The sequence below is a fragment of the Teichococcus globiformis genome (genome assembly GCF_042646265.1).
Taxonomy (GTDB): Bacteria; Pseudomonadota; Alphaproteobacteria; order Acetobacterales; family Acetobacteraceae; genus Pseudoroseomonas; species Pseudoroseomonas globiformis.
In genome coordinates, this window is the sequence record NZ_JBHRTN010000018.1 from 39,251 (window position 1) to 63,556 (window position 24,306).

24 protein-coding genes are annotated in these 24,306 nt (G+C 67.3%); 9 read left to right on the forward strand and 15 right to left on the reverse strand.

Annotated elements, in window-relative coordinates:
• The first annotated feature begins 153 nt into the window (after positions 1-153).
• On the forward strand, positions 154-585 hold the full coding sequence (locus tag ACFOD4_RS14390; protein WP_379597464.1) for a Rap1a/Tai family immunity protein: 432 nt from the start codon (positions 154-156) through the stop codon (positions 583-585).
• 17 nt (positions 586-602) lie between these two features.
• Complete coding sequence (locus tag ACFOD4_RS14395) at positions 603-869, forward strand: glycine zipper domain-containing protein (protein ID WP_379597465.1); 267 nt, start codon at positions 603-605, stop codon at positions 867-869.
• 37 nt (positions 870-906) lie between these two features.
• Here ACFOD4_RS14395 and ACFOD4_RS14400 read toward each other — a convergent pair whose 3' ends face one another.
• Positions 907-1,872 carry a Gfo/Idh/MocA family protein gene (locus ACFOD4_RS14400; RefSeq protein WP_379597466.1) on the reverse strand — a complete coding sequence of 322 codons (966 nt, stop codon included), beginning with the start codon at positions 1,870-1,872 and terminating at the stop codon, positions 907-909.
• Between the two features lie 253 nt (positions 1,873-2,125).
• On the opposite strand from ACFOD4_RS14400, the gene secD reads away from it, so the two are divergent.
• From secD to ACFOD4_RS14420, 4 genes are all read left to right on the forward strand, one after another.
• The gene (gene secD, locus ACFOD4_RS14405; protein WP_379597467.1) at positions 2,126-3,724 is read left to right on the forward strand and encodes a protein translocase subunit SecD; all 1,599 of its coding nucleotides are present in this window, start codon (positions 2,126-2,128) and stop codon (positions 3,722-3,724) included.
• 15 nt (positions 3,725-3,739) lie between these two features.
• Positions 3,740-4,702 carry a protein translocase subunit SecF gene (secF, locus tag ACFOD4_RS14410; RefSeq protein WP_379597469.1) on the forward strand — a complete coding sequence of 321 codons (963 nt, stop codon included), beginning with the start codon at positions 3,740-3,742 and terminating at the stop codon, positions 4,700-4,702.
• Between the two features lie 278 nt (positions 4,703-4,980).
• Positions 4,981-6,210, forward strand: coding sequence for an EAL domain-containing protein (locus ACFOD4_RS14415; protein WP_379597470.1), 1,230 nt, complete (start codon positions 4,981-4,983; stop codon positions 6,208-6,210).
• A 78-nt stretch (positions 6,211-6,288) separates the two neighbouring features.
• Positions 6,289-7,701 (forward strand): L-lactate permease, encoded by a 1,413-nt coding sequence (locus ACFOD4_RS14420; protein WP_379597471.1) that lies wholly within the window; start codon positions 6,289-6,291, stop codon positions 7,699-7,701.
• Here ACFOD4_RS14420 and ACFOD4_RS14425 read toward each other — a convergent pair.
• Entirely contained in the window at positions 7,698-8,093 is a 396-nt protein-coding gene (locus tag ACFOD4_RS14425; protein WP_379597472.1) for a GFA family protein, read from the reverse strand. The two genes, ACFOD4_RS14420 and ACFOD4_RS14425, sit on opposite strands and share 4 nt — an antisense overlap.
• A gap of 78 nt (positions 8,094-8,171) precedes the next feature.
• On the opposite strand from ACFOD4_RS14425, the gene ACFOD4_RS14430 reads away from it, so the two are divergent.
• Positions 8,172-8,348 (forward strand): hypothetical protein, encoded by a 177-nt coding sequence (locus tag ACFOD4_RS14430; protein WP_379597474.1) that lies wholly within the window; start codon positions 8,172-8,174, stop codon positions 8,346-8,348.
• Positions 8,349-8,379: 31 nt separating this feature from the next.
• Here ACFOD4_RS14430 and ACFOD4_RS14435 read toward each other — a convergent pair whose 3' ends face one another.
• Positions 8,380-9,564, reverse strand: coding sequence for an MFS transporter (locus ACFOD4_RS14435; RefSeq protein WP_379597475.1), 1,185 nt, complete (start codon positions 9,562-9,564; stop codon positions 8,380-8,382).
• Positions 9,565-9,754: 190 nt separating this feature from the next.
• Here ACFOD4_RS14435 and ACFOD4_RS14440 point away from each other — a divergent pair, with 190 nt between their 5' ends.
• The gene (locus ACFOD4_RS14440; protein WP_379597477.1) at positions 9,755-10,648 is read left to right on the forward strand and encodes a LysR substrate-binding domain-containing protein; all 894 of its coding nucleotides are present in this window, start codon (positions 9,755-9,757) and stop codon (positions 10,646-10,648) included.
• A gap of 25 nt (positions 10,649-10,673) precedes the next feature.
• On the opposite strand, the gene ACFOD4_RS14445 is transcribed toward ACFOD4_RS14440, so the two are convergent.
• Positions 10,674-12,143: an MFS transporter gene (locus ACFOD4_RS14445; RefSeq protein ID WP_379597478.1), complete on the reverse strand. Its 1,470-nt coding sequence runs from the start codon at positions 12,141-12,143 to the stop codon at positions 10,674-10,676.
• A 135-nt stretch (positions 12,144-12,278) separates the two neighbouring features.
• On the opposite strand from ACFOD4_RS14445, the gene ACFOD4_RS14450 reads away from it, so the two are divergent.
• Positions 12,279-12,950, forward strand: coding sequence for a DNA-3-methyladenine glycosylase family protein (locus tag ACFOD4_RS14450; RefSeq protein ID WP_379597480.1), 672 nt, complete (start codon positions 12,279-12,281; stop codon positions 12,948-12,950).
• Positions 12,951-12,953: 3 nt separating this feature from the next.
• Here the strand turns inward: ACFOD4_RS14450 and ACFOD4_RS14455 are convergent, their stop codons facing one another.
• From ACFOD4_RS14455 to ACFOD4_RS14505, 11 genes are all read right to left on the reverse strand, one after another.
• Positions 12,954-13,727: an alpha/beta fold hydrolase gene (locus tag ACFOD4_RS14455; protein ID WP_379597482.1), complete on the reverse strand. Its 774-nt coding sequence runs from the start codon at positions 13,725-13,727 to the stop codon at positions 12,954-12,956.
• A gap of 64 nt (positions 13,728-13,791) precedes the next feature.
• Entirely contained in the window at positions 13,792-14,655 is an 864-nt protein-coding gene (locus ACFOD4_RS14460; protein ID WP_379597484.1) for a DMT family transporter, read from the reverse strand.
• Positions 14,655-15,671 (reverse strand): NAD(P)H-quinone oxidoreductase, encoded by a 1,017-nt coding sequence (locus ACFOD4_RS14465; protein WP_379597486.1) that lies wholly within the window; start codon positions 15,669-15,671, stop codon positions 14,655-14,657. The genes ACFOD4_RS14460 and ACFOD4_RS14465 overlap by 1 nt, the downstream gene beginning before the upstream one ends.
• A gap of 133 nt (positions 15,672-15,804) precedes the next feature.
• Positions 15,805-16,791, reverse strand: a complete 987-nt coding sequence (locus ACFOD4_RS14470; protein WP_379597488.1) for a Bug family tripartite tricarboxylate transporter substrate binding protein — start codon at positions 16,789-16,791, stop codon at positions 15,805-15,807.
• A 42-nt stretch (positions 16,792-16,833) separates the two neighbouring features.
• Positions 16,834-17,940, reverse strand: coding sequence for an ABC transporter ATP-binding protein (locus ACFOD4_RS14475; RefSeq protein ID WP_379597490.1), 1,107 nt, complete (start codon positions 17,938-17,940; stop codon positions 16,834-16,836).
• A gap of 2 nt (positions 17,941-17,942) precedes the next feature.
• Positions 17,943-18,857: an ABC transporter permease subunit gene (locus ACFOD4_RS14480; RefSeq protein WP_379597492.1), complete on the reverse strand. Its 915-nt coding sequence runs from the start codon at positions 18,855-18,857 to the stop codon at positions 17,943-17,945.
• A gap of 16 nt (positions 18,858-18,873) precedes the next feature.
• Positions 18,874-19,758 carry an ABC transporter permease subunit gene (locus tag ACFOD4_RS14485; protein ID WP_379597493.1) on the reverse strand — a complete coding sequence of 295 codons (885 nt, stop codon included), beginning with the start codon at positions 19,756-19,758 and terminating at the stop codon, positions 18,874-18,876.
• A gap of 125 nt (positions 19,759-19,883) precedes the next feature.
• On the reverse strand, positions 19,884-21,233 hold the full coding sequence (locus tag ACFOD4_RS14490) for an extracellular solute-binding protein (protein WP_379597494.1): 1,350 nt from the start codon (positions 21,231-21,233) through the stop codon (positions 19,884-19,886).
• 156 nt (positions 21,234-21,389) lie between these two features.
• On the reverse strand, positions 21,390-22,490 hold the full coding sequence (locus ACFOD4_RS14495) for a pyridoxal-phosphate dependent enzyme (RefSeq protein WP_379597495.1): 1,101 nt from the start codon (positions 22,488-22,490) through the stop codon (positions 21,390-21,392).
• Complete coding sequence (locus ACFOD4_RS14500; RefSeq protein WP_379597496.1) at positions 22,450-23,349, reverse strand: polysaccharide deacetylase family protein; 900 nt, start codon at positions 23,347-23,349, stop codon at positions 22,450-22,452. The genes ACFOD4_RS14495 and ACFOD4_RS14500 overlap by 41 nt, the downstream gene beginning before the upstream one ends.
• Before the next feature lie 361 nt (positions 23,350-23,710).
• Positions 23,711-24,247 carry a GAF domain-containing protein gene (locus ACFOD4_RS14505; protein WP_379597498.1) on the reverse strand — a complete coding sequence of 179 codons (537 nt, stop codon included), beginning with the start codon at positions 24,245-24,247 and terminating at the stop codon, positions 23,711-23,713.
• Positions 24,248-24,306: the final 59 nt, after the last annotated feature.

Consider the following 24,306-nt stretch of genomic DNA (forward strand, 5'->3'; position numbering starts at 1 on the left):
CCCGGCATTCCGGGGCGCCCTGCGCAACCATCGCGCGTTGCGCCGCTTCTCAGCATGGCCTTGCCGCGGCGTCTGGATCGAGGCATGCCATCCATGCCGGCTCGCCTTCAACGGGAAAGCGACGTCGGCTCCGACAACCGCGAGGATGAATTCATGCGGAATCTCACCCTGGCCACGGCCCTGGCTGCCATGGCCAGCTTCCCCTTGGCCGGTGCCGCTCTGGCGCAGTCCCAGGCACAGCCGGCCCAGCAGCAATCCGTGACTCACGCCGCCACCGCCGGAGACCTGGCGGCGTTGTGCGACCCGGCGCCCGGTCCCCTGCGCCTCGAATCCATCGCCTATTGCCAGGGATACCTCACTGGTGCCGGGCAGTTGCATACCGCCCTGAACCCGCCAAATACCGGCCGCCGCCCGTTGTTCTGCCTGCCGAACCCGCCGCCCAGCGTGGCCGAATCCGGGATCGCCTTCTCGGCCTGGATCCGCGCCAACCCACAGCACGCCCAGTCCCCGGCTCCGGAAGGCCTGTTCCGCTGGGCCCAGGCCACCTATCCCTGCCCGGCCACGCCGGGCCGTGGCCGCGGTTGAGCGAAGGAGCACCGATCATGATCCGTCATGCCACTCTTGCCCTGCCGCTGCTGGCGGCGCTCTCGCTTGGTGCCTGCGCGCCGGGCGGCATGGATCCCCAGGCCCGCAGTGTCGTTGGCGGAACCGCCAGTGGCGCGGCGCTGGGCGGCATCGTTGGCTCGTTCAGCGGCAATGCCGGGCTGGGCGCGCTGATCGGCGCCGGTGCCGGCGCCGGCGCCGGCTACCTGTACGACCAGTCGCAGCAGCAGAACTACTATGGCCGCCGCGGCCGCGGACGCTACTGAACAATCGGGACCGGGGGCTACAAACCCCCCTCCCTTTCTACCCGAGCGCGGCGCGCAGCGACGTGACCACCGCCGCCTCAACCCGGAGCGCGGCGTCGAGTGCCGCCCGGCCAGCCGGCCCATCCGCCGCCACCCGCAGCTTGCCACCCTCGAGACAGGCCGCAACGAAGGCATTCTGCTCGGCCTCCAGGTTGTCGTGGTCGGTCCATGACAAGGTCTCGATGCCGTGGCCGGGGATCTGTTCCAGCACCTGGCCCTGGCCCGGCCGCACCAGCTTCATCTCGCGCGCCAGGAAGTCCAGGCTGGCATACCCCTCGGTGCCGAAGACGCGCAGCCGGCGCTCCATCTTCAGGCTGGCACGGCTCGCGGTGATCGTGGCCTGGGCACCGTTGGCGAAGCGTAGCCGGGCATTCGCGATGTCGATCTTTTCCGACACCACGGCGCTGCCGGCGGCCTCAACCGCGACGAGCTCCGAACCGCCCGCCAAGGCGATGGCCAGGTCCAGGTCATGGATCATCAGATCCAGGATCACCGTCACGTCGAGGCTGCGCGGACGGAACGGGGCGATCCGCACCGCCTCCATGTAGAGCGGCCGCCCCACACCGGCACTGCCCGACAGGGTCGCCATGCCGGCGGAGAAGCGCTCGATATGGCCGATCTGCAGCACACGTCCGGCAGCGGCGGCCTCGGCCAGCAGCGCGTCGGCCTCCGCCAGCGTGGCGGCGATGGGCTTCTCCACGAAGACGTGGCAGCCGGCGGCGATGGCCCGGCTGGCCAGATCATGGTGAAAGGCGGTGGGCGCGGCGATGATAAGGGCATCGGCGGCTGCCATCAGCGTGTCCCGTTCCCAGGTCCGGCAGCCCGCTTCGGCGGCCACGGCATCGGCCCGGGCCGGATCGGCATCGGCGAGGCCAAGGAACTCCACCCGCGGCGCCTTGGACGCCTTCAGCGCATGAAAACGTCCGAAATGTCCCGCACCGATAATGCCGAGTTTGAGTTGCATCGCCTGCTCCATGATCATCGCGGGGGGCGGCTACACGAGGGCCGGCCATTCCCGGTCCATCTAGCAGCATGGGCGGTGAGCGAAAGGGCATGTCCTGGCGGTCCGGAGCCGGAACGCCGACCCTTGGCCTTCGTCTTCCGGCGCCCATTGATTGCAAAATGTCTGCGCGGCTTGCATCCGTGGCGCTGACCCAGCATCTTCCGCCGCCACTTCCGGTCGTCACCGGCCGCCCATTGAGAAAGCTATATCCGGGATGCTGTATTTCGCGCGCTGGAAGGTTGTCGCCATTCTGGGCGTCATTCTGGCAGGGGTGCTCTTCTCCCTGCCGAACCTCTTTCCCAAGGCCGCGATCCCCTCCTGGCTACCGGCCCGGCAGATCTCGCTGGGCCTGGACCTGCGGGGCGGTTCATACCTGCTGCTGGAGGTCGATCTTCGCGCCGTTGTGCGCGAGCGGCTGGAAAGCCTGGCCGACAGCACCCGCACCCGGCTGCGGCAGGGCAACATCGGGTATCTCAACCTCGCCGCCGATCCTGCCAATGAGCGCCTGACCGTTCGGGTGCGCGACCCGAATCAGGTGCAGCCCGCGCTGGCTGCGTTGCGGGAAATGGCCAACCCGCCGGGCAGCGCGCCGATCGGCCCGACCGGTGCGGCCACGGCAGAGGTCGACGTCAACGCCGCTCCGGATGGCACCATCACGCTGCAGCTCAACGAGGCAGCGCTGCGCAACCGGGCCTCGGGCGCGGTGGAGCAATCGCTCGAGATCGTCCGTCGCCGCATCGATGAAACCGGCACGTCCGAAGCGCTGATCGCCCGGCAGGGCGCCGATCGGATCCTGGTGCAATTGCCGGGGCTGGAAGATCCGAACCGGATCAAGGAGCTGCTGGGCCGCACGGCCCGCATGACCTTCCACCTGCTGGATCCCAATGCCAACCCGCAGGCCGCCCTGCCGCCACCCGGCGTGCAGTTCCTGGATGGCGAGACCGCAGGCACGCGCTATCCCGTTCGTCGCCGCGTCGAGGTGGACGGTGCCAACCTCACCGATGCCCGCGCCGGGCAGAACGCCCAAACGGGCCAGTGGGTGGTGAACTTTTCCTTCGATTCCGTGGGCACGCGACGCTTCGCCGACATTACCCGTCAGAATGTGGGCCGCCCCTTCGCCGTGGTGCTGGATAACAAAGTCATCACCGCGCCCGTGATCAACGAGCCGATCACCGGGGGCCAGGGCCAGATCAGCGGCAATTTCACCGCCGCCACCGCCAACGACCTCGCCGTGCTGCTGCGCGCCGGCGCCCTGCCCGCCCCGCTCACGGTGGTGGAGGAGCGGACGGTCGGACCGGAACTGGGGGCCGACGCCATCCGCGCCGGTGTGGTCAGCCTGACGGTCGGAGCCAGTTTCGTCTTCCTGTACATGGGCTTCGCGTATGGGCTGTTCGGCTGGCTTGCCAACCTGGCCTTGTTCGTGAACCTGCTGCTCATGGCTGCCGCGCTGTCGCTGATGGAGGCGACGCTGACTTTGCCAGGGATCGCGGGAGTGGTGCTGACGCTGGGCACGGCTCTGGACGCGAACATCCTGATCAATGAACGCATCCGCGAGGAGGTGCGGGCCGGACGGCCCCCCGCCAGTGCGCTGGAAGCCGGTTTCACCAAGGCCTCCGGCACCATCATGGACAGCAACCTGACCAACCTGATCGCCATGGCCTGCCTATATGCGCTGGGCTCCGGACCGGTGCGAGGCTTCGCTGTCACGGTGGCCATCGGCACCATCGTGTCGATGTGGACCGCCACCACCCTGGTCCGGCTTTTCGTCGCCACCTGGTACCGCCGCCGGCGGCCCAAGGCCCTCCCGGTCTGAAGGGGAAGACGCATCATGTTTCTCGCCCATCCCCTGTTCCGCCTCGCGCCGGACGATACCAAGATCCCCTTCATGAAGGGGCGGCATCTGGGTATCGCCTTCTCGGTCATCCTGTCGGTGCTGTCAGTGGTGCTGGCCTTCTATCCGGGGCTGGAGAAAGGCATCGACTTCCGCGGCGGCATCCTGATGGAGATCCGCACCGAGGGGCCCGCCGATCTCGGCGCCATCCGGTCCAGCGTCGCCGATCTCGGCCTTGGCGAGGTGGGCGTACAGGAATTCGGCGACGCCTCCACCGTGCTGGTCCGCCTGCCGGTGCAGGGCGACGAGGCCGCGACGCAGCAGACGGTCAATCAGGTGCGGGGGGCGCTGAACGAGGCGGCTCCGGGCAGCCGTCTCGTGCGAACCGAGGCCGTTGGCAACCGCATCTCGTCGGAGCTCTTCACCGGCAGCCTGATCGCCCTTGGCCTCTCCATGCTGGCCATGATGGCCTATATCTGGTTCCGCTTCGAATGGCAGTTCGCCATCGGCGCCGTGGTGACGCTGCTGCTGGAAACCACCAAGGTAGTAGGCTTTCTGGCCGTGACGCGCATTGAATTCAGTTTGGCGACGGTTGCGGCGGCACTGACCATCATCGGCTTCTCGGTCAACGACAAGGTGGTGGTCTACGACCGGATGCGCGAGAACCTGCGCAAGTTCAAGACCATGCCATTGCGGCAGGTGATCGATCGGTCCATCAACGAGACGCTGAACCGGACGCTTGGCACCTCGGTAACGCTGTTGCTTTCCGCGCTTCCCTTGGCGCTGTTTGGCGGCGATACCCTGGCCGGCTTTGCCTGGACCATGGTTTTCGGCATTGTTGCCTCCACCTCTTCTTCCATCTTCATTTCTGCACCGATCCTGCTTTACCTCGGGGAAAACCGGCTGCGCCGTGGAACCGAGGCGGCAGGCGGCGTGAAGCCGCAGCCCAAGGCTGGGTAAGATCCGTAGACCTTCCGGATCATCACGGCGGAACAGCTTCGCCTAAACCGGCGGGGCTGTTTTGCGTTGAAGGACTGCCCAGCTACGCCGCGGCCAATTCTGCGAAAGAATAGTTCAGTCGCAAGTCGGCTAATCTGGAAAGCAGATGTGAAACAGGCACACGTAAACTAAAAGATTGCAGTATCTCTTTATCGGACATCTCAATTTTGATCTGATCTTTACATTCCGTGAGCGGTGCACCAACATTGGCCGAGGCCCTTCGTGGAAGGGGGAGGATCATGGCGTTGCGCTTCAGCACCGGACCTAGCGACGTGGATCACCCGCTGCTTCTGCTGGCGGATGATCCCGAGATCGTCCGTGCCACCCAGGCTGCGGCCCGGGGTATGGCGCATGCGCCCCAGCGCGTGGCGGATGGACGTACGGCCCTGCGCCACTTGTTCGGAACCGGCACCGGCTCGGGTTCTCCTCCGCGTCATCTGGTCTGCCAGCCATCCGCGGCAGGTTCTAGCTGGCCGGCGCTGCTGGCCACGGCACTCGATCCGTTTTCCCACACCGGCATTGTGGTGGTCCGGGAGGATGGCGTAGCCATGGCCGGGGTGGATGCCGTGCTGCCGCGGGCCGAGGATCTGGCGCAAGCGCTGCGTGCGGCCCGCTGGCGCCGTACGCAAAGCCCCGCCACCGACCCTGCGGCCCTGGCCATCGGCCTTGCCCGCGGTGAGATCACCGTGCGCTACCAACCGATCCTGCGGCTGTCCGATCGTCGTCCCGTCCTGCTGGAAGGCCTTGCGCGGTGGCATCGGCCAGACGACAGTCCGCTCGGGCCCGACTTGTTTGTGCCCCTCGCCGAGAGCAGTGGCCAGTCACGGGCCTTGACCGCCGCGGTCGCCGAGGCAGCGTTCGCGGAAATGGCTCCGGCCGCGGCACGGGTCGGTGCTTCGCTGAGCGTGAACCTGCCGCTGACCGTGCTGCTGGAACAGGATGTGCTGTCCTGGCTGAATGGCCTGATGGCACGGCACAACTTCCCCGCCTCTGCTTTGACCCTGGAACTCACGGAAACCATTCCGGTGCGCGACCGGTCTGCCTTGCGCCGGGCACTGCGACGGCTGGAACGGGCAGGCCTTCCGGTGCTGATCGACGACATGGGGCTGGAAGAAGACCGTGCCGCGTTGATGGAACTGCCTTTCGCGGGCATCAAGCTCGACCGGCATTTGGTCGGTGCCATGCCCACGCGTCGCCGCGCGCGTGCCGAAGTAGAGCGGCTGGTCGCCCTGGCGCATTCGCGGCGCATGTCGGTAACGGCAGAGGGTGTTTCGGACGCCAGGCTGTGGCGGGCCGTCACCGCTGCCGGTGCCGATCATGCGCAGGGCTTTGCTGTCAGCCGCCCGTTGCCCGCGGCGGCATTGCCGGGCTGGGCCTCGGCGTGGCGCAATGGCCCCCCGCGCCAGGCCCATAGGCACGCCTCGGGATCCGCTTCCGCCGGAGCCGAGCATCTCCACGCCTCGCAATAGGATCGTCTGCCCGGCACGGCTTCGCCCGGCCTCGGCAAGGCTGGCCAGACCGGTTCGCGAGCGTCACCATGGACAGCCATGGCTCTGCTCCAATCCGCTCCACTGCTGTTGCTGCTTGGTCTTCTGTTGTCCGGCCGGGCCGGGCCGGTTGCGGCCTGCCTTGCGGCGCTGGCCGCCAGCCTTCCCGGAATAGCCCTTACCCTTCCCGGCGACTTCGCCGGCATCGCCGTCTTTCTGGTCGCCGAAGCGGCGCGGGCCTTGTTTCTCGGACTACAGCCGGTGGCGGTGTTGACCGGGGGCCTGTTGTTCCACCTGGCTGTCACCCGGCTGCAGCCTGGACGGGATACCGGTATCCAGGCATCGCCGCGCCGCATTCTGGCGGCCACCTTGCTGGGTGGCGCATTCGTGGAAAGCGTGACCGGCTTCGCCGTTGGCGCGGTGTTTGCCTTGGCGGCGCTGCGCCGCATGGGCATCGGCGGCGCGCCGGCTGGCGCCATGGCGTTGCTGGCCTTGGTGCTGGTGCCCTGGGGCGGGTTGGGGCCGGGAACCTCCCTGGGCGCGGCCCTTGTGCATCTGCCGCCTCAGGAGGTAGCCCTGGCCACGGCGTGGCCCGCCGCCGCCTGGCTGCTCTGCATGCCGCCCGTGCTGTGGCGCCTTTGCGGTGCGGCCGGACTGGCGGTGCCGAAGCGCGAAATGGCCATGCAGTTCGCCGTTGTGGTTGTCATGGCCACGCTGCTGGTCGTCGCCAATCTCGCACTACCTTTCGAGGTTGCGGGCATGGTGGCAGCCGGACTGCCGCTCCTGCTGGTCTTGTGGCGGCTCGATCCGCCACGGGGTGCAGCGGCCTGGTACCGCGCCCTGGCGATGCTGAGCCCTTGGGCGCTGCTCTGCGCCGCGCTGCTGCTGGCGCGCTCCTGGACCCGCGCACCCAGCTTGCAGGTTTGGGCGGATCTGCCGCCACTGCCGCTGACGCATGTCGCCGTAGTTCTATGGCTTGTATCGCTGGCCCTTCTGGCCGTCAGGCCCGAAGGGCTCGGCACGGCCTTGAAGACGACCCTGAGAAGGGCTGGCCGCCCGGCCCAGGCCATGTTGCTCTATGTGCTGCTGGGGCGCTGGATGGCCGGCAGTGGCGTGGCCGCGGCGCTGGCCGGAAGCACAGCGACGGCGCTGGGATCGCTGGCGGCCTATGCCATGGCGCCGCTGGGCTTGGCATCGGGGCTGATCACCGGCAGCAATGTTGCCTCCAACGCCTCGCTGATGGCGGTGCAGGCCTCGCTTGGCCAGGCGGCAGGGCTGCCCGCCGCCGCCGCCGCGGGCTTGCACAACTTCATGGGCGCGGGAGGAGCCGGGATGAGCGTCGGCGTCACCGCCATGGTGGTCGGCCTGCTGGCAGACGGCACGCGGCCGGCCCAGCTCTGGCGCCTCTTGTGGCCATCCCTGGCAGCGCTGCTGCTGATCGGCTGGACCACGCTGGCGCTCAACGGCGCTTAGCCGGCTCCACGTTCGGTGTTGTGTTGAGGCAGTCCATCGCCGGGCCGCACCCAGTCCAGATGGCTGCGGAACCAGATATGGTCACGTGGCGGAACCTTTTCCGGCATGTCCAGCGTGGCCGTGGCCACGTCCAGCTCCGGCAGATCCTTCCCCTCGTAGGTCAGGCTGGTGCCGCAATCGCCGCAGAAGCCTCGTTCGGCTCGCTCACTGGACTTGAATTGGCGGAGCTTGCCCTCAGTGAGGCGGAAATCCGCTCGGTGCACGGAGAACCATGCCATGGCCGGTGCCCCGCTGCTGCGCCGGCAATCGGCGCAATGGCACCACGTGGCATGAAAGGGCTCGCCATCGGCCTCATAGCGCACCGCGCCACAGAAGCACCCGCCCGTCAGCATGTCCGCGCTCCTCCCGCCTCATCTCTCCGTCAACCGGATCCGCCGCGCATCGTTGCATTCCAGGAGAGGAGGGTCACCATGGCCGAAGACAAAGCACCAGGCAGCGACTGCACAGGCACCGAAAAGATCCTGAGCGAGGAAGGCACACCGCCCCGCAATCCCTGGATCCACAGGCGGCCCCAGCCGGCCTCGGCAGATCAGGATCCGGAGCGGGAGCGCGAGCCGGCTCCTTCCCCGGCGGAGAAGCGAGGCTGAAGGGATGGCACGGGAACTTCCCGCACGTGGCTCAGCCGTGGCCCACCGGCGGCAGGCGCGACAGGCGCAGCAACGCAATCAGCAACGCCAGGCTCAGCGTTCCGCCCAGCATCCAGCCGATACCGGCCCAGCCGAAGGACGACCAGACAATGCCGCCCAGCGCGCCCACTACACTGGCACCCATGTAGTAGGCAAAAAGGTATAGGGATGAGGCCTGCGCACGTGCCGATTGCGCCCGGCGCCCGACCCAGGAGCTTGCCAGCGAATGGCTTCCAAAGAAGCCGAAGGTCATCAGGGCGATGCCGCCGATGGTGAGCGGCAAGGAGGGTGGTAGGGTCAGCACCAGTCCCGCCAGCATGGTGAGCAGCATCAGCCAGAACATGGTGCGGCGGCCGAAGCGATCCGCCAGGCCGCCCACCAGGGTGGAGGCACCGATGCCCACCAGATACAGGGTGAAGACCAGGGCTACGGCGCTCTGGCTGAGGTTGAAGGGGGGATCGATCAGGCGGAAGCCGATGTAGTTGTACAAAGTGACGAAGCTTCCCATGAACAGGAAGGCTTCCACGAACAGCCACCGCAGCCCGGCATCCCGAAGATGCATCACGAAGTTGGAAGCCAGCCCGCCCCAGGACAGCGGGCGTGGCCGGAAATGCCGCGAGGCCGGCAGGGCGTGCCAGAAAACCAGGGCTGTCACCACGCCGATCAATCCCATGCCGCCCATAGCCCAGTGCCAGCCGCCCCAGTCCAGCAGCAACCCGGCAATAACCCGCCCGCCCATTCCGCCCAGTGCCGATCCACTGATGTACAAGCCCATGGCAAAGCCGCTGGCCGTGGGGTCGACCTCCTCGCTGATATAGGCCATGGCAACCGCGGGCAGGCCGCACAACGCGACGCCCAGCAGAACGCGCAGCCACAGAAAGCTTTCCCAATTCGGTGCGAAGGCCGAGGCCAGCGTCAGCACTCCTGAAACGATCACCGAAACCACCATGACCGGCTTGCGTCCCACCGCCTCGGACACCGCGCTGGCGACCAGCATGCAGCACGCCATCACCGCCGTCGGCAGCGAGAGCGACAGGGCGCTGGTGGCAGGGCTAATGGCAAAGGCGCCGGTGAAGCCCGGCAGCAGCGGCTGCACGCAGTACAATAGGGCGAAAGTGGCGAAGCCTGCACACAGGAAGGCCAGGTTGGCGCGCCGAAAGGCCGGTGTTCCGCGCAAGATGAACGGCGCCTCTTCAGGCGCAGGCGTGAGGGCGGCGCGGCTTGGCAGGGATGACATGGATGAGGGGTCCGGCAGCATACGTTGCGGTGCAGCATGATGCGGCGCACCACTCTTGTCATTGCGGCCGAGCCCCAATTTGATTCAACAGAACCGAACACTGTCTTCACCTGCGCCAGAAGGCCCCTGCATGGAAATCCGTCACCTCCGCGCCTTCGTGGCAGTGGCCGAGACGCTGCACTTCGCCCGGGCGGCCGAGCGCCTGGACCTGTCGCCGCCGGCCCTGACAGAACGGATCCAGTCGTTGGAAGCAGGGGTGGGGGTGCAGCTGTTGCGACGCAGCCGGCGCAGCGTTGCCCTTACTGACGCCGGCCAGCTTTTTCTGGAGGAAGCACGACGGGCTCTGGAACAGGTACAGCGGGCCGAGCAGGTGGCCCGTCTCGCCGGGCGCGGCGAACGGGGCATCCTGACCATTGGCTTCGCTCCTTCCGTTGCCTTTGCCGGCGTGCTTGCCCGGGCGGTGCGGAACTGGAGGGCCAGCCGTCCGGAAGTTTCGCTGCAGCTGCGGGAAGCGGAAACGCTGCCGCAAATCCGGGCGCTGGCGGAAGGGCGGCTGGATATTGCCCTGGTGCGCCCACCCTTTCCCGAAACACCAGGCATCGTCAGCTTGGCGCTGCTGCGAGAGCCGCTGATCCTGGCCTTGCCGGAAGCGCATCCATTGGTCACCGACGGTCCGGTGGAACCCAAGGCCATCGCTTCGGCGGACTTCATTGTGCCGGACCCGGAAACAGCGGGCTTCGTCTTCTATACACAGATGCTTGGGATGCGCGGTGGCTTCACGCCGCGCATGGTGCCAGGGGGGCGCGACCTTATCGCGGTGGTCAGTCTGGTGGGGCTAGGCCTCGGCCTCGCAGTGGTGCCGGGATCGGTCAAGGAATGCCTGCACTTGCCGGGCGTGGTGTACCGCCCGCTGGCCGGGCCACCGCTGGTAGGCGACATCGCCGCCGCCTTTCGCCGCAACGAAGCGGCACCGGCGGCTCGTGACTTCATTCGCCACCTAAGAAAACTGGAGGCCGCCGCCTAGAGACGCAGCCTCGCCTGCTCCGGGGTCAGTCGTGATGCGCGGACAACGGAGCGGCGATGGCTTCCAACGACTTCCGCTCAGCATCGAAGCCCAGCACCCATTCGGTGCCGGCGGCCAGCAGCATCAGCCCGCCGGCCAGCGCAAAGCCGAATGCGATATAGAGCCGGTCTCCACCCTCGATCAGCCAGCCAAACAGCGCCGGCCCGGCAATGCCGCCGACCGCCGTGCCGAAGGCATAGAACACCGCGATGGCCAAGGCCCGCATCTCCAGCGGAAAGCTCTCGCCCACGGTGAGATAGGCGGCCGAAGCGGCCGGAGAGGCGAAGAAGAAGATCACCGTCCAGGCCACAGTCTGTTCCCACGCCGTCATCCAGCCCTGCTGGAAGGCGTAGCCCGAAATCACCATCAGGATGCCGGAAATGGCGTAGGTGCTCGTGATCATGACCCGGCGCCCGATGCTGTCGAAAAACGGCCCGAGCAGCAGCGGCCCCAGCAGATTTCCGAAGGCGAAGGGCAGGATGTACCAGCCTATATCGGCAGAAGGGATGCCATAAAACCGTGTCAGCACCAGGGCGTAGGTAAAGAAGATGGCGTTGTAGCAGAAGGCCTGGCAGGCCATCAGCGTGACGCCCAGCACGGTGCGCTGCCGCTGCCGGCGCAGCATGATGTCGATCACCTCGCGCAGGGTCGCCTGACCGCGTCGCGACATCCTCACGGGGCCGTATTCCAACGGCGGCAGGGGCTTGCCGTAGCGCGCGCGTACGCCCTCCTCGATGCCGTCCACCACCCGGTCCGCTTCGCCGGGCCGGCCATGCGTCATCAGCCAGCGCGGACTCTCCGGCACCCAGCGCCGCAGGAACATGATCACGATGGCCAGGGCCCCTCCGACCACGAAGGCGGCGCGCCAGCCGATCTCGGGATCCACGATCTCGGGGTCCAGCACCACCAGCGCCGAACCCGCCCCCAGCGCCGCTCCCGCCCAGAAGGTGCCGTTCACCGCGAGATCCACCGTGCCGCGCCTGCGCGCCGGGATCATCTCCTGGATCGCCGAGTTCACCGCCGCATATTCCCCTCCGATCCCGGCGCCGGTCAGGGCGCGGAAAAAGGCGAATGACCAGAAATCCCAGGAGAAGCCGGTGGCGATGGAAGACAGCATGTAGAGGATGACGGTGACGAAGAAGATCTTTCGTCGTCCGAGCCTGTCGGTCAGCCAGCCGAAAAACAGCGCGCCGATAACCGCGCCGACTAGGTAGGCCGAGGCGGTGAGCCCCACCTGGGTGGGCGTCAGGGCCAGGCTCGGGCTCTCATGGATGGCGCTGGCCAGCGAGCCCACCAGCGTCACCTCCAGCCCGTCCAGCGTCCAGGTGATGCCCAGGGCTGCGATGACCAGCCAGTGGAAACGGTCCCAGGGCAGGCGGTCGAGACGCGCGGGCACATCCGTCTCGAACACCTCCCCGCCTGTGACACCGCCCGCGGCTTTTCCCGGTTCGGCCATGCCATGTCCTTCCTTTGGGCTTTCCGGCCTGCAACGCGGCCGGAGCGGAGGCGTTGCGGTCGGTTCCGGCCTTGGCCGGCGTCCCAGGGCGGCTATCCTGGGAACCCGTAAGCCACGGACTGGATCCCCTGCCGCATGCTCGCCCCTTCCCGCCCCGCCCGCACCCTGGCACCCCGGCTGGCGCGCGCGCAATTGGCGGCCGATCCCGTGCTGGGGCCGGTGGTCAGGCAGGTGGGTCCGCTGCAGCTGCGGCCGGTGAAGCGCGAACCCTTCGAGGCGCTGGTGCGCGCCATTGCGCATCAGCAGGTGCATGGCCGGGCCGCCGAGGCGATGCTGAACCGCCTGATCGCTCTGTTTCCCGGCCAGGATTTTCCCCATCCCGAGGGTTTGCTGGCCCTGCCCCAAGGTGCCATCCGCGGCTGCGGCTTTTCCGGTGCCAAGCAGGCTGCGATCCTGGACATCGCGTCGAAGAGTGTGGGTGGGCTGGTACCGAGCCGAACTGCCGCCACTCGCCTGCCGGATGAGGAGTTGATCCGGCGGCTGGTGGCGCTGCGCGGCGTCGGGCGCTGGACGGTGGAGATGCTGCTGATCTTCACCCTCGGCCGGCCCGATATCCTGCCTGTCGATGACTTCGGCGTTCGGGAAGGATACCGCGTCGCGGCCGGGCTGGATGCACAGCCCAAGCCCAGGGACCTGGCGGCGATCGGCGAAGCCTGGGCCCCCTACCGCTCCGCCGCGGCCTGGTACCTGTGGCGCGCGGCCGACCTCAGCAAGGACGGCCGCTTCAAGGCCCCAGCCGCCATCTAGGATCTAGGCCGGGAGGAACGCCGCTACCGCCGCCACGAAGCCTTCAGGCCTTTCGGCATGCACCCAATGCCCCGCGCCCTTGACCGAACCGAAGCGGGCAGCGGGAAACAACGTGCGGAACAAAGGCCGGTGCTCCGGGCCAACGTAGTTGGACTTCTCTCCCGACAGTACCAGCACCGGCCCTTCATACTGCGCCCCTTCCGGCAGGGGGGGCGCGGCTTCAATGGATGGCAACGCATCGGCGATCTCCCTCAGCCCGATCTTCCAGCCTGGCGCTTCGCCATCGAGCCGCAGATTCTGAAGCAGGAAGCCCCGTACGCCGCCATCGGGCACAGCATCCGCCAGTGCCGCATCGGCCTCACGGCGCGACAAGCCGGGACGGAGCGGCAAAGCCAGCATGGCCTGGGCATAAGGGCGAAAGGCCGGCGGATAATCCACCGGCGCAATATCGGCCACGATCAGCCGCTCCACCCGCCGCGGCGCCGTCAGCGCCAACCGCATCGCCACCTTGCCGCCCATTGAATGGCCGAGCACCGCCGCCCCGGCCACGTCCATTGCCTCCAACGTTTCCTCCACATCCTCGGCCATTGCCGGGTAGTCCATGGCGGCGTCGTGCGGAGAGCCACCATGGTTGCGTAGGTCGAGAGCAATGACGCGCCGCGTCGCCGCCAGCGCCTTCTGCACCTGCGCAAAGTTCTGCGCCTGGCCGAACAACCCGTGCAGCAGCACCAGCGGAGTGCCGCCGCCCTCGCCCATCTGCACTGCCCTCAGTTGCATGCCTTGTCCTTTGATCCTGCTCTCGCCACGGGCCGGTCGGCCCTGCCGCGCGTCGCAACCCGCGTCATCCGCGCGTCGCCACGACAACACTCATCCCGATCAGCACGCCGGCGACCACCACATCCCAGCCCAATGGCTCACCGAGCCAGAGGGTTGAGACCACAACGCCGATTGCCGGCGCCAGCAAGAACCCCACCGACGCCACGGCCCCCGGCAGCCGCCGCCCGGCCTCGATGGCCGCCCATGTGCCGAGCGGCGCGACAACGCAGCCGATCAGGGCGGCATGGCCGTAGGCCCCGGGCCCGACGCCACCGGCCGGTTCCAGCACCAGGGCGAGAGGCAGCAGAACCACTCCACCCGTCAGGAAGCAAAAGGGAAGCGCTTCCAGCATGGGGAGCCGTGGCGGGAAGCGCCGTGTGATGATGATGGTGCAAGACCACAGAAAGGCTGCCAGCACCAGCATGCCATGGCCCGCCACCACGCCAGGCTGCGACCAATCCACAGCCCAGGGTCCCGCCAGCACGGCCACTCCCACAAGGCCCAGCAACGCCGCCAGCCAGCGGAGCTGCGAAACCCGTTCTCCCAGCAGCAGCACCGACATCGGCACCAGCCAATAAAGCGTGACATTGGCCAGCACCGCCGTCCGTCCGGCCGGCACCAGCGCCACGGCCAGATGAGTCAGCGCAAAGAAGCAGCCGAGCTGCAGCAGCCCGATCGCCAGCATGGCCGGCAGGTCCTGTCGACCGGGCCATGACAGGCGGCGGGAGGCCACCAGCACCAGGCCGGACACCGCCGCGCCCTGCAGGGTGCGCGAGACCGCGAACCACAGCGGCGTCGCATCGGCCAGCGCTGCCTTGGTCACCGGCCAAGCGGCGCCGAACAGGGTGACCGCGATCAGCAGCAGCCGCAGATCGGCGAAACGCGACATCAGGCGCTTGGCGCGTCCGCTGTCAGCATGATCTTGCCGATGTGGGTGCTGCTTTCCATCAACTCATGCGCCTCTGCCGCCCGGGTCAGCGGAAAGGTGGCATGGATCGTCGGCGGGCATTCGCCGCGCTCCAGCAGCGGCCAGACCTTCTCGCGCAGCGCGTCGGCGATGGCGCCCTTCTCTGCGGTGGTGCGCGGCCGCATCGTACTGCCGGTGACAACAAGGCGCTTCATCATGATGGGGCGCAAATCGGCCTTTGCTGCCTCATGCCCGCTCAGGAAGGCGATGATAACCAACCGCCCATCCCTGGCCAGCACCTTCACATTGCGGGCGAAGTATTCGGCGCCGACCATGTCCAGCACGACATCGACGCCGTGCTTGCCGGTGTGCTCGCGCACCGCATCGGCGAAATCCTGTTCGCGGTAGTTGATCGCCAGCTCTGCTCCCAGCCTCTCGCAGGCCTGGCACTTGTCGGCGCTGCCGGCGGTGGCGATCACCCTCGCGCCGAAGGCCCGCGCCAGCATGATCGCGGTGACGCCGATGCCGGAGGTGCCGCCATGCACCAGCACCACCTCGCCCGACGCCAGCCGGCCATGGCCGAACAGGTTGGCCCAGACGGTGAAATGGTTTTCCGGCAGGGCGGCGGCGCGCACCGCGTCGAAGCCCTCGGGCCAGGGCAGGCACTGCGCCTCCGGCGCGGTGCAGAACTCGGCATAGCCGCCGCCATTGGTCAGCGCGCAGACCTTGTCGCCGATGCGGAAGCGGCTGGAACCCGCGCCCAGCGCCACCACCTCGCCGGCCACTTCCAAACCCAGCACCGGGCTGGCTCCAGGAGGCGGCGGATACAGGCCCTTGCGTTGCTGCACATCTGGCCGGTTGACCCCGGCAGCCTCGACACGGATCAGCACCTCATCCGCCGCGGGCTGTGGCAACGGCCCTGTGGCCGGCACCAGCACCGAGGCTTCGCCGCCCTCGCCATGATCGATGAAGCGCATCTGTGACGGCAAGCTGGTCATGCGGCTGTTTCACATCCCTCGCGGCGCCTGCCTCAAGGCCAGGCGCGGTTGCGGCAAGGGAGGAGCCTCAGCCGGGCAGGCCGCCGCGTCAAGCGTCCGCCGGCAAGGCGGGGCGCGCTGCCCCGCCCGCCCGTCAATCCGCCTTGATGCCCGCTTCCCTGATCACCGGCTCCCACTTGGCGATCTCGTCCGTCAGCCACTTCTTCGTGCTGTCCGGCGTGCTGTCGCTGCGCGTGGTCATGGTCAGGTCCGCGAGGCGCGTCTTCACGCTCTCCATCGCCATCACCTTGTTGATGGCCTGGTTCAGCATGGTGACAACCGGCTGCGGCGTACCTGCCGGGGCGAGGACCATGTGCCAGGTATAGGCCTCGTAGCCCGGCACACCCGCTTCCTGGAAGGTCGGGATATCGGGCAGCTGCGGCAGGCGCTGTGTGGAGGAGACGGCCAGCCCCTTGACTTCGCCACGCTGCACGAAAGGCAGTGCGCTGTTGGCGACATCGAGCATCATGGCGACGGTGCCGTTCAGCACGTCCGGCATGGCCGCGGCCGATCCACGATAGGGCACATGGCTCACCTGGAGCCCGCCCGCCTGCTTCAGGAACAGCTCACTCGCCAGGTGCAGCGCCGCGCCGCTGCCGGTGGACGCGTAATCGTACTTGCCCGGGTTCTTCTTGAACAGCTCGATCAGTTCAGGGAGGGTGTTCGCCGGGACCTGCTTGTTCACCATCATCAGCATGGGGATGGTGCCGGTCAGCGCCACGGGCTGGAAATCATTCACCGGGTCGAAGGGCAGGGTCGGGTAGATGAACTTGATCGCCGCCTGGGCGATGGTGGTGTAGAGCAGCGTGTGGCCATCCTTCGGTGCCTTGGCCACCGCCTCGGCGCCCACAACGGTGCCGGCGCCGGTCCGGTTCTCGACGATGACGCGCTGGGGCAGCATCTTGCCCAATTCTTCGGCGATCAGCCGTGCCGGAATGTCCGTCGGCCCGCCGGCAGAGAACGGCACCACGAGGCGGATCGGCTCCCGCGGGTAATCGGACTGGGCCCGCGCCGCGGCGGGGATCAGGGCCGGCGCCGAAAGTGCGGCGCCCAACGCCAGAAGATTGCGGCGATCCAACATCAGAAATCTTCCCGGACTGTGTTCTGGCGCGGGTTATCGCGTTCACCCGGCGGCGATGTCCAGCCTTTCCCGTAGCCCTCCCGAGGAATTTGTAATCGTTTCCAGGCGCCGGCCGCCGGCAGCCTCGAAGAGATGCAGCCGCGCTGGCGGCAGGCCGAGGCCGATGGCCTCCCCACGCGCCGGAGCCGCATCGGCCGGGCTGTGAAATGCGATCGACGCACCGCCTTCCAGCCGCGCATGCACCAGGATGGAAGAGCCAAGGTCCTCCGTCATCTCCACCGTCGCCGGCAGATCGCCATTCACCACATGTTCCGGCCGGATACCCAGCCGGACCGGCCCTCGCGCAGAGACGGCATCGGGCAGGCGCAGCAGGTGTCCGCCGGCAATGCGCAGAGTATCCCCGGCGCCGACAACCTCTGCCGGCATCAGGTTCATGGACGGGGAACCGAGGAAGCCGGCGACGAACAGGCTCGCCGGGCGGGCGTAGACCTCGCGCGGGGAGCCCGCCTGCTCGACCCGGCCGCCGTTCATGACCACCAGATGGTCCGCCAGCGTCATCCCTTCCTGCTGGTCGTGCGTCACCAGCACCGAGGTGGCACCAAGCTTCTCGTGCAACCGCCGCAGTTCCAGCCGCATCTGCACGCGCAGCCTCGCGTCCAGGTTGGACAAAGGCTCGTCAAACAGGAAGACCCTGGGGTGCCGCACCATGGCGCGGCCCATCGCCACCCGCTGCCGCTGCCCGCCCGACAACTCGCCCGGGCGCCGCGCCAACAGCTGATCCAGCTCCAGCGCCTGCGCGGCCTCGGCAACGCGGCGCTGCCGCTCGGCACGGCCAAGGCCAGCCACCTTCAGCGGGTAGCCGATGTTCTCGCCCACCGTCATATGCGGGTAGAGGGCATAATTCTGGAACACCATGGCGCAACCGCGATCCTTGGGCTCGTGATCATTCATGCGCACGCCGCCGATGCGCAGCTCGCCGGCGGTGATGCCCTCCAGCCCGGCGATCATGCGCAGCAAGGTGGACTTGCCGCAGCCAGACGGGCCGAGAATGACGATGAACTTGCCCTCCGGCAGGTGCAGGTCAATGCCGTGGATGGCGGTGCTGGTGCCGTAATCCTTGCGAACGGCCAGGATGTCGATGGCGGACATGGTTACTTCTCCGTCTGCACGAGGCCGCGCACGAACCAGCGTTGCATCAGAATAACGACGAGGAGTGGCGGCAGCATGACCAGCATCACGCCCGCCATGGCAACGTTCCATTCGGGCAGGCTGTCGCCGCGCGGCACCATGCGGGACAGCTGCACCATCACCGTGGTGCGATCGGGCTCGGTGGTGACCAGCAGCGGCCAAAGATACTGATTCCAGGAATACACGAACTGGATGGTGGCCAGCGCCGCGATGGTTGTGGTGGACAATGGCGCCAGCACGTCGCGCAGGAAGCGAAGCGGGCCCGCGCCGTCCATCTTGGCCGCCTCAACCAGCTCCTCCGGAATGGTCAGGAAGAACTGGCGGTACAGGAAGGTGCCGGTCGCCGTCGCGATCAGCGGCAGGATCAATCCGGCATAAGAATTCAGCAAGCGCCATTCCAGAGCGATGCGCACGCCGCTCAGCGTTTCCACCAGACCGGTCAAGCCCAGCACGTCGAGAATGGCCTGGAACGGCGCCAGCGCATTGGCGGCAACCGCGTAGGTCGGCACAATGCGTACTTCCAGCGGCAGCATGAGCGTCAGGAAGATCAGCCAGAAGACGATCTGTTTGGCGCGCCACTGGAAGAACACGATGGCAAAGGCCGCCAGCATGGCGAGCAGGATCTTGCCGGCGGTGACACCCGCCGCGACAATGAAGCTGGTGGTGAAGCGCGTGCCGAAATCTCCGCGGCGCCAGGCCTCCCCCAGGTTATCGAGCAGGTGGGGGCCGGGCAGCCAGTTGATCGGGATGCTGTTGACGCCGGCAAGATTCTGGGTCGCGGCGACGAAGCCGAGCCAGACCGGCAGCAGCAGCGCCAGCGCAGAGAACAGCAGCAGGGCGTGGGTGAAGAGGTCGAGCCAGGGGCGGCGTTCCACCATGATCGCGTGCCTTCCCTTACCGGTAGCGCATCTTCCGCTCGACAAAGCGGAACTGGAAAAAGGTGAGGCCGATGACCAGAAGCATCAGGATGATGCTCTGCGCCGCCGCACCGGAATAATCGAGGCCCTGGAAGCCATCGGAATAGATCTTGTAGACCATGATGTCCGTGGCGCGGGCCGGGCCGCCCTTGGTCATCACGTCCACCAGGCCGAAGCTGTTGGTGAAGCTGTCGGTCAGGTTGATGATGACGAGAAAGAAGAAGGTCGGGGCCAGCAGCGGGATCTGGATGTCCCACATGCGGCGGACCGGTCCGGCTCCATCCATGGCCGCCGCTTCCGTCAGCGGCTTCGGGATCGATTGAAGCCCGGCCAGGAAAAAGACGAAGTTGTAGGCGACGAGCTGCCAGGCACCGGCGAAGATCAGCATCAGCATCGCATGGGTCCCGTTCAGCAGAGGGTCCCATGCCGCGGGGATGATGGCGTTCAGCACGCTCAGCACGCCGGCGCGTGGGTCGAAAACGAAGCGGAAGATGATGCCGATCGCTGGCGCGGCGATGGCATACGGCCAGATCAGCGCGATGCGCCAGCCCCGGCTTCCCTTCACTTCGCGGTCGATGAACAGCGCCATGGTCAGCGCGATGAGGATGGCGAGACCCGAGGTACCGAAGGCGTAGATCAGGCTGACCCGCACCGAATTCCAGTAGTGCCCGCTGCCGAAGATGTCGATGAAGTTCTGCCAGCCAACCCATTGGCGGCCGCCGCCCCAGGGCTGTTCCAGCGTGAACGCCCAGTGCAGCGCCTCGCCTGTCGGCCAGTAGAAGAACACGAACACGATCAGCATCTGCGGCAGCACCAGCAGCCAGGGCAGCAGCGGTGCGCGGAAGGTGGCTCGACGTTCCAAGGCGGGTCCTCGTTCGGAGCGGAAACGAAAGGCCCCGCCCCTTCCGTTGCGATGCGGTCGCCGCGTCAGCCCGAAGACTTTCGGCGGCGCCTCACCCGGCTAGGGCGGGACCAGGGCTTACGCGATCAGGGCAGCGTCTTGCCGCGATAGGTCTGCTGGAAGCGGCGCAGGAACTGGTTGCCCTGCGTCTGCATGGCATCGATCGCCTGGTCCATGGTCTTCTGGCCGGAGAAGGCCGCCTGCATCTCGTTCGCGTAGAGCGCACGGAACTGCGTGCCATTGCCGAGGCGTAGCCCGCTGGTCAGCGGCGACTGGTTCTCCAGCAGCAGCGATTCCATGGCGACCTCGCGGCCGACATTCTCGGGCTTCTTGAAGAAGCCTTCCTGGACCATCCGGTCATAGCCCGCGCGGGTCACGGGCACGTAGCCGGTGATGGTGGACCAGAAGACCTCGGATTCCGGCTGCGCAATAAACGCGAAGAACGCGGCGGCGCCCTTGTACTCGGCTTCCGGGCGGCCCTTCAGCGCCCAGAGCGAGGCACCGCCGACGCGGGTGTTGAAGCGCTGGTGGCCTTCGTACATGGGGATCAGCGCGGGCGTCCAGTCGAGGCCCTCTGTCTGGCTGCGCATGATCGTCTGGTGGTTGGCGATCGAGGCGAAGGCCACGGCGCAATCGCCGCTGGCGAAGGCAGCGACGACGTTCTGCCCGCCCTCGCGCGTGCGGATGCCGGCCAGACCTTCCTTGTACCAGTTGTGGAGGTTGTTCAGGTGCTGCCGCATCAGCGGCTGCTGCGCGAACACATACTCCGCGTCCAGGCCGCCATAGCCGTTATCCTTGCTGGCGACGGGGATGTTGTGCGCAGAGGCGAACTGCTCGAATACCACCCAGCTGTCGAAGTCCAGCGCCAGCGGGCAGGACTTGCCTGCCGCCTTCATCTTGCCGAGCGCCGCGTGCAGCTCTTCCCAGGTCGCCGGTGGAGTCTCCTGCCCCACCTTCTTCCCCTCGGCACGGTTCCAGTACATCACCGCGGTGGAAGAGTTGAAGGGAAAGGACAGCATCTCGCCCTTGGATGTCGCGTAGTAGTTCGCGATGGGCTTGATGTAGTTGTTCCAGTCGATCTGGTGGCCCTGGCCCTGCATCAGCTCGCGCGCCGGCACGTACTGGCCCGACAGCATCAGGTCCAGCGTGCCAATGTCATAGACCTGGGTGATGGTCGGCTGCTGCCCGGCGCGGAAGGCGGCAATGGTGTTCTGCAGGTTCTTGTCGTACTCGCCCTGGCTGGTGCAGGTGATGCGGTACTGATCCTGGCTGTCGTTGAAGCGCTTGCAGACCTGCTGCACCGCCTCGCTGAGCTGGCCGGTCAGCCCGTACCACATGGTGAAATCCTGCCGCTGGCTGCCCTGCGCCTGCGCACCTGGCGCCGCGCCAAGCGCCAGAGCGACGCCGGCCGCCATCGCCGTCATCCGAAACTTCATGCGATCCCCCGCATTTCCTGAAATCGGCCGGTCATCGACGGCCGCCCGGGGCGGGGGATTAGCCGCGCCGGATGACAACAGCTTTACAGCCTCGTGACGCTACGGAGACGCATGACAACCGCTGCTCCGAACCCGCGGCGCATATCCCGCCTGTAATCAATCGGCGGCAAGCAGCACCCGGCTCCCGGCGCGGAGCCCGAGCCGGGTGCGTGCATCGCTGTCGGCTGCCACCACCGACAAGGCGCTCAGGGTTAGATCCGCTCCGCCCGGCAAGCCCCGGCCCCGAGCGGCAGCCTCATCCAAGGCAGCAAAGGCGAAGCTCGCACGTCCCAGTTCCTGCCAGGCCAGCAAGTCCGGTGTGGCCGCGGCGAAGTCATCCGGCTGGCCTATCGGCTCACCTCCGTGCTTGGCGCAGACCAGCAAGCCGGAAGCGTGTGCCGGCTCCACGACAACCAGCCGCGAATCGATGCCGTGCCGCGCACGCAGCGCCACCGAAAAGGCGGCCGCCTTGGTGCCCCCTGCCCCAGCCCGCACAAAAACATGGCTCGGCGGGTGGGGCAGGGCGTCGAGTGTTTCTGCCGCCGCCAATCTTTGGGCCTGCATCATGTCGCGTGGCAGCTCGGTTTGGCCGGTCCAGGAGCGTGCGCTGACGATGAACCATCCTTCCGCCGCGGCTACCTCCGCGGCGTGGCGCAACCCATCCCCCTCATCGGACGCGTGAGTGCGGATCATCGCACCCGACACGGCGATGGCATCGCGCAACGCTCCTTCATATCCTGGCCGCAGGACCACCACGCAGCGCGCTCCGAAGCGCGCGGCAGCCAGCGCAACAGGCAGAGCCTCATCGCCGGCTCCAACCACGGTGATGCCGCGCGTGGCTTCCGCGAAGCGGCCGGATTCCAGCTCGGCCGCCTTCGCGGCCGCGGCAACACCGCGCCGCGCCAACTCGGTCACCAGCAGGCGCAGCACTCCATACGATGCGGCATCGCCATCCCTTCCGCCTTCCTCCACGTGCAGGGCGGCGATCCCCAAGCGCTTCGCCCAGTCGTCCAGGGAGCGGGCCGCGACGGGTGCGCGGCCAGGCCACCCGGCAATCTCGGCACGGGCACGACGGAACGCCCCTTCGGGCAGCACCACAATGCCGGGCACGCCGTGGCGAGGATTGATCAGCAGATGGAAGGGCGGCTCGGCGGGCATGGTGCGGGGAACCCCGGCTTCAGCCGACCGCATTGCGGCAGTGCCGCGCCAGTTCCGCATGGGTGGCGAACCAGATGCCGCCATGTCCCTTGATGTACTCGACCAGCCGCTCCAACAGCGCGATGCGGCTGCGGTGGCCGATCACATGCGGATGCATGGTCAGCAGAAAGGTGCCGCCTTCGGCATAGGCGCCGTCGAACTCGGCCCTGAAGATCTCTTCTACACCGGAGGGCGGGGTGTAGGGCCGGATGGCCGAGAAGCGCACCATGTTGAGGTAAGGCGCGTCGTCTCGAATCCACTCGGGCGGCAATTCCACCACGCCTGTCGGCTCGCCATCTGCCAGCAACTCATAGGGCTCGTCATCCGCCATGAGCGAGCTGTCGTAGAGCAGCCCCATCTCCCGGATGATGTTGAGCGTGTCACGGGAAAAGTCCCAGCTCGCCGTGCGGATTCCCACTGGCCGCCGGCCCGAGATGCGCTCCAGCGCATCGGCCGAGCGCAGCGTCAATTCCCGCTCCACGCCGGGCGGCAAGCCGGTGTTGGCCTCGTGGATCCAGGAATGGATGCCGATCTCATGCCCCTCATCCGCAAGCTGACGCACCTCCTCCGGATGCAATAAGGCGCTGACGGCGGGATAAAAGAAGCTTGCCCTGATCCCGTGCCGGTCCAGCAAGGCCCGGATGCGAGGAATGCCCCTGCGGGAGCCGTACTGCCCCTGGCTGATCCGCATAGGGCTGTCGTCACCCTCGCGCAGCGGCGTTGTTTCATGATCGGCGTCGAAGGACAGGGCGACGCAGCAATGCGCTCCATCCGGCCAGGCTGCCGGGGCCAGGCTGCGCCCGCCATAGGCCTTCGCCACCAGGCCGCGCCAATGCGCTTCAGGCCATTCCCACGGTTTCGCGGCGGTGTTCTCGGCCATGCGGCTCTCCTGCTCGACGGGAAGCAATCATCCTGCTCCTCCGTCTTTCCCTGGCATAGCCCCAGGCATGGCATCGCGGTTGCAGTGTGTTTCGACGGAAGCCGGACGAAAAACAGGCTGCACCGTTGGCAGCGTCCTCGTTCCGATCAACATGAATGGCTGGCTGATCCCGGAGATACCACCACCATTCATGCCGCGCTTCGGAACCACCTGTTCAGCGATGCCGCATGCTGACCTTGGCGGCGCTGTGAGGGATCGGGGAAAGTCGGCGCCGCGTCCAGCCACGGATGATGTGCCACAGGCGGATCGAGGTCTTTGCCCCGGACGTGGTTCAGAGCGCGACGCAGCCGGCCATCCGTTCCTAGTGCGACTGGCGGCTGCCCAGGGCATGGCTGAACTGCTCGGCAGCCTCGCGCGCGAAGTCGATCTCGCTGAAGGACCAGTCGCGCGGTTCGGCGGAATGCACAAACAGAATGCCCGACAATGCGCCCGCGACGCTCACCGGAACCTTGATGAAGGCGCGCACGCCGATGCTGGCATAGGCGCCCCGATCACCGCGCAGCCAGGGCGAACCTTCGGTGTCGTTCACTGCGATGGCCTGGCCGCTGCCGAGGCGGTTGATGGTTTCGACGAACAGGTCAGTCGAGTAGTTGCCGGCGATGCAGGCGACGGTCGGCGCTGTCCAGTCCTCGGCAATGTTGAGGCGGTCGCGATCAAGCCAGGCAAAGCCGACCCGCGAAGCGCCGAGCGCCCGCCCCACGAGCGACGCGACCTCGGCCTGCAGATCCTGGTCATGCCCCGCCTGGCGCAGAATGGTGCCGAGTTCCCGCAGAGCCTCGGCACGAGAGGCGGCCTCGTTCTGCTGTCCCGATGCTGATGGCGATTGGGAAACGGACATCTTGTCCTCCGATGCAGCGTTGCCGAAACCATTCCCGGCAGCTGGCTAACGTTCCGAGA

Excerpts from the sequence above, each read along its gene's own strand:
- ACFOD4_RS14390 (WP_379597464.1), top strand. The coding sequence starts at position 154 with ATGCGGAATCTCACCCTGGCCACGGCCCTGGCTGCCATGGCCAGCTTC.
- ACFOD4_RS14395 (WP_379597465.1), top strand. The coding sequence starts at position 603 with ATGATCCGTCATGCCACTCTTGCCCTGCCGCTGCTGGCGGCGCTCTCG.
- ACFOD4_RS14400 (WP_379597466.1), bottom strand. The coding sequence starts at position 1,872 with ATGCAACTCAAACTCGGCATTATCGGTGCGGGACATTTCGGACGTTTT.
- secD (WP_379597467.1), top strand. The coding sequence starts at position 2,126 with ATGCTGTATTTCGCGCGCTGGAAGGTTGTCGCCATTCTGGGCGTCATT.
- secF (WP_379597469.1), top strand. The coding sequence starts at position 3,740 with ATGTTTCTCGCCCATCCCCTGTTCCGCCTCGCGCCGGACGATACCAAG.
- ACFOD4_RS14415 (WP_379597470.1), top strand. The coding sequence starts at position 4,981 with ATGGCGTTGCGCTTCAGCACCGGACCTAGCGACGTGGATCACCCGCTG.
- ACFOD4_RS14420 (WP_379597471.1), top strand. The coding sequence starts at position 6,289 with ATGGCTCTGCTCCAATCCGCTCCACTGCTGTTGCTGCTTGGTCTTCTG.
- ACFOD4_RS14425 (WP_379597472.1), bottom strand. The coding sequence starts at position 8,093 with ATGCTGACGGGCGGGTGCTTCTGTGGCGCGGTGCGCTATGAGGCCGAT.
- ACFOD4_RS14430 (WP_379597474.1), top strand. The coding sequence starts at position 8,172 with ATGGCCGAAGACAAAGCACCAGGCAGCGACTGCACAGGCACCGAAAAG.
- ACFOD4_RS14440 (WP_379597477.1), top strand. The coding sequence starts at position 9,755 with ATGGAAATCCGTCACCTCCGCGCCTTCGTGGCAGTGGCCGAGACGCTG.
- ACFOD4_RS14445 (WP_379597478.1), bottom strand. The coding sequence starts at position 12,143 with ATGGCCGAACCGGGAAAAGCCGCGGGCGGTGTCACAGGCGGGGAGGTG.
- ACFOD4_RS14450 (WP_379597480.1), top strand. The coding sequence starts at position 12,279 with ATGCTCGCCCCTTCCCGCCCCGCCCGCACCCTGGCACCCCGGCTGGCG.
- ACFOD4_RS14455 (WP_379597482.1), bottom strand. The coding sequence starts at position 13,727 with ATGCAACTGAGGGCAGTGCAGATGGGCGAGGGCGGCGGCACTCCGCTG.
- ACFOD4_RS14460 (WP_379597484.1), bottom strand. The coding sequence starts at position 14,655 with ATGTCGCGTTTCGCCGATCTGCGGCTGCTGCTGATCGCGGTCACCCTG.
- ACFOD4_RS14465 (WP_379597486.1), bottom strand. The coding sequence starts at position 15,671 with ATGACCAGCTTGCCGTCACAGATGCGCTTCATCGATCATGGCGAGGGC.
- ACFOD4_RS14470 (WP_379597488.1), bottom strand. The coding sequence starts at position 16,791 with ATGTTGGATCGCCGCAATCTTCTGGCGTTGGGCGCCGCACTTTCGGCG.
- ACFOD4_RS14475 (WP_379597490.1), bottom strand. The coding sequence starts at position 17,940 with ATGTCCGCCATCGACATCCTGGCCGTTCGCAAGGATTACGGCACCAGC.
- ACFOD4_RS14480 (WP_379597492.1), bottom strand. The coding sequence starts at position 18,857 with ATGGTGGAACGCCGCCCCTGGCTCGACCTCTTCACCCACGCCCTGCTG.
- ACFOD4_RS14490 (WP_379597494.1), bottom strand. The coding sequence starts at position 21,233 with ATGAAGTTTCGGATGACGGCGATGGCGGCCGGCGTCGCTCTGGCGCTT.
- ACFOD4_RS14495 (WP_379597495.1), bottom strand. The coding sequence starts at position 22,490 with ATGCGGAACTGGCGCGGCACTGCCGCAATGCGGTCGGCTGAAGCCGGG.
- ACFOD4_RS14500 (WP_379597496.1), bottom strand. The coding sequence starts at position 23,349 with ATGGCCGAGAACACCGCCGCGAAACCGTGGGAATGGCCTGAAGCGCAT.
- ACFOD4_RS14505 (WP_379597498.1), bottom strand. The coding sequence starts at position 24,247 with ATGTCCGTTTCCCAATCGCCATCAGCATCGGGACAGCAGAACGAGGCC.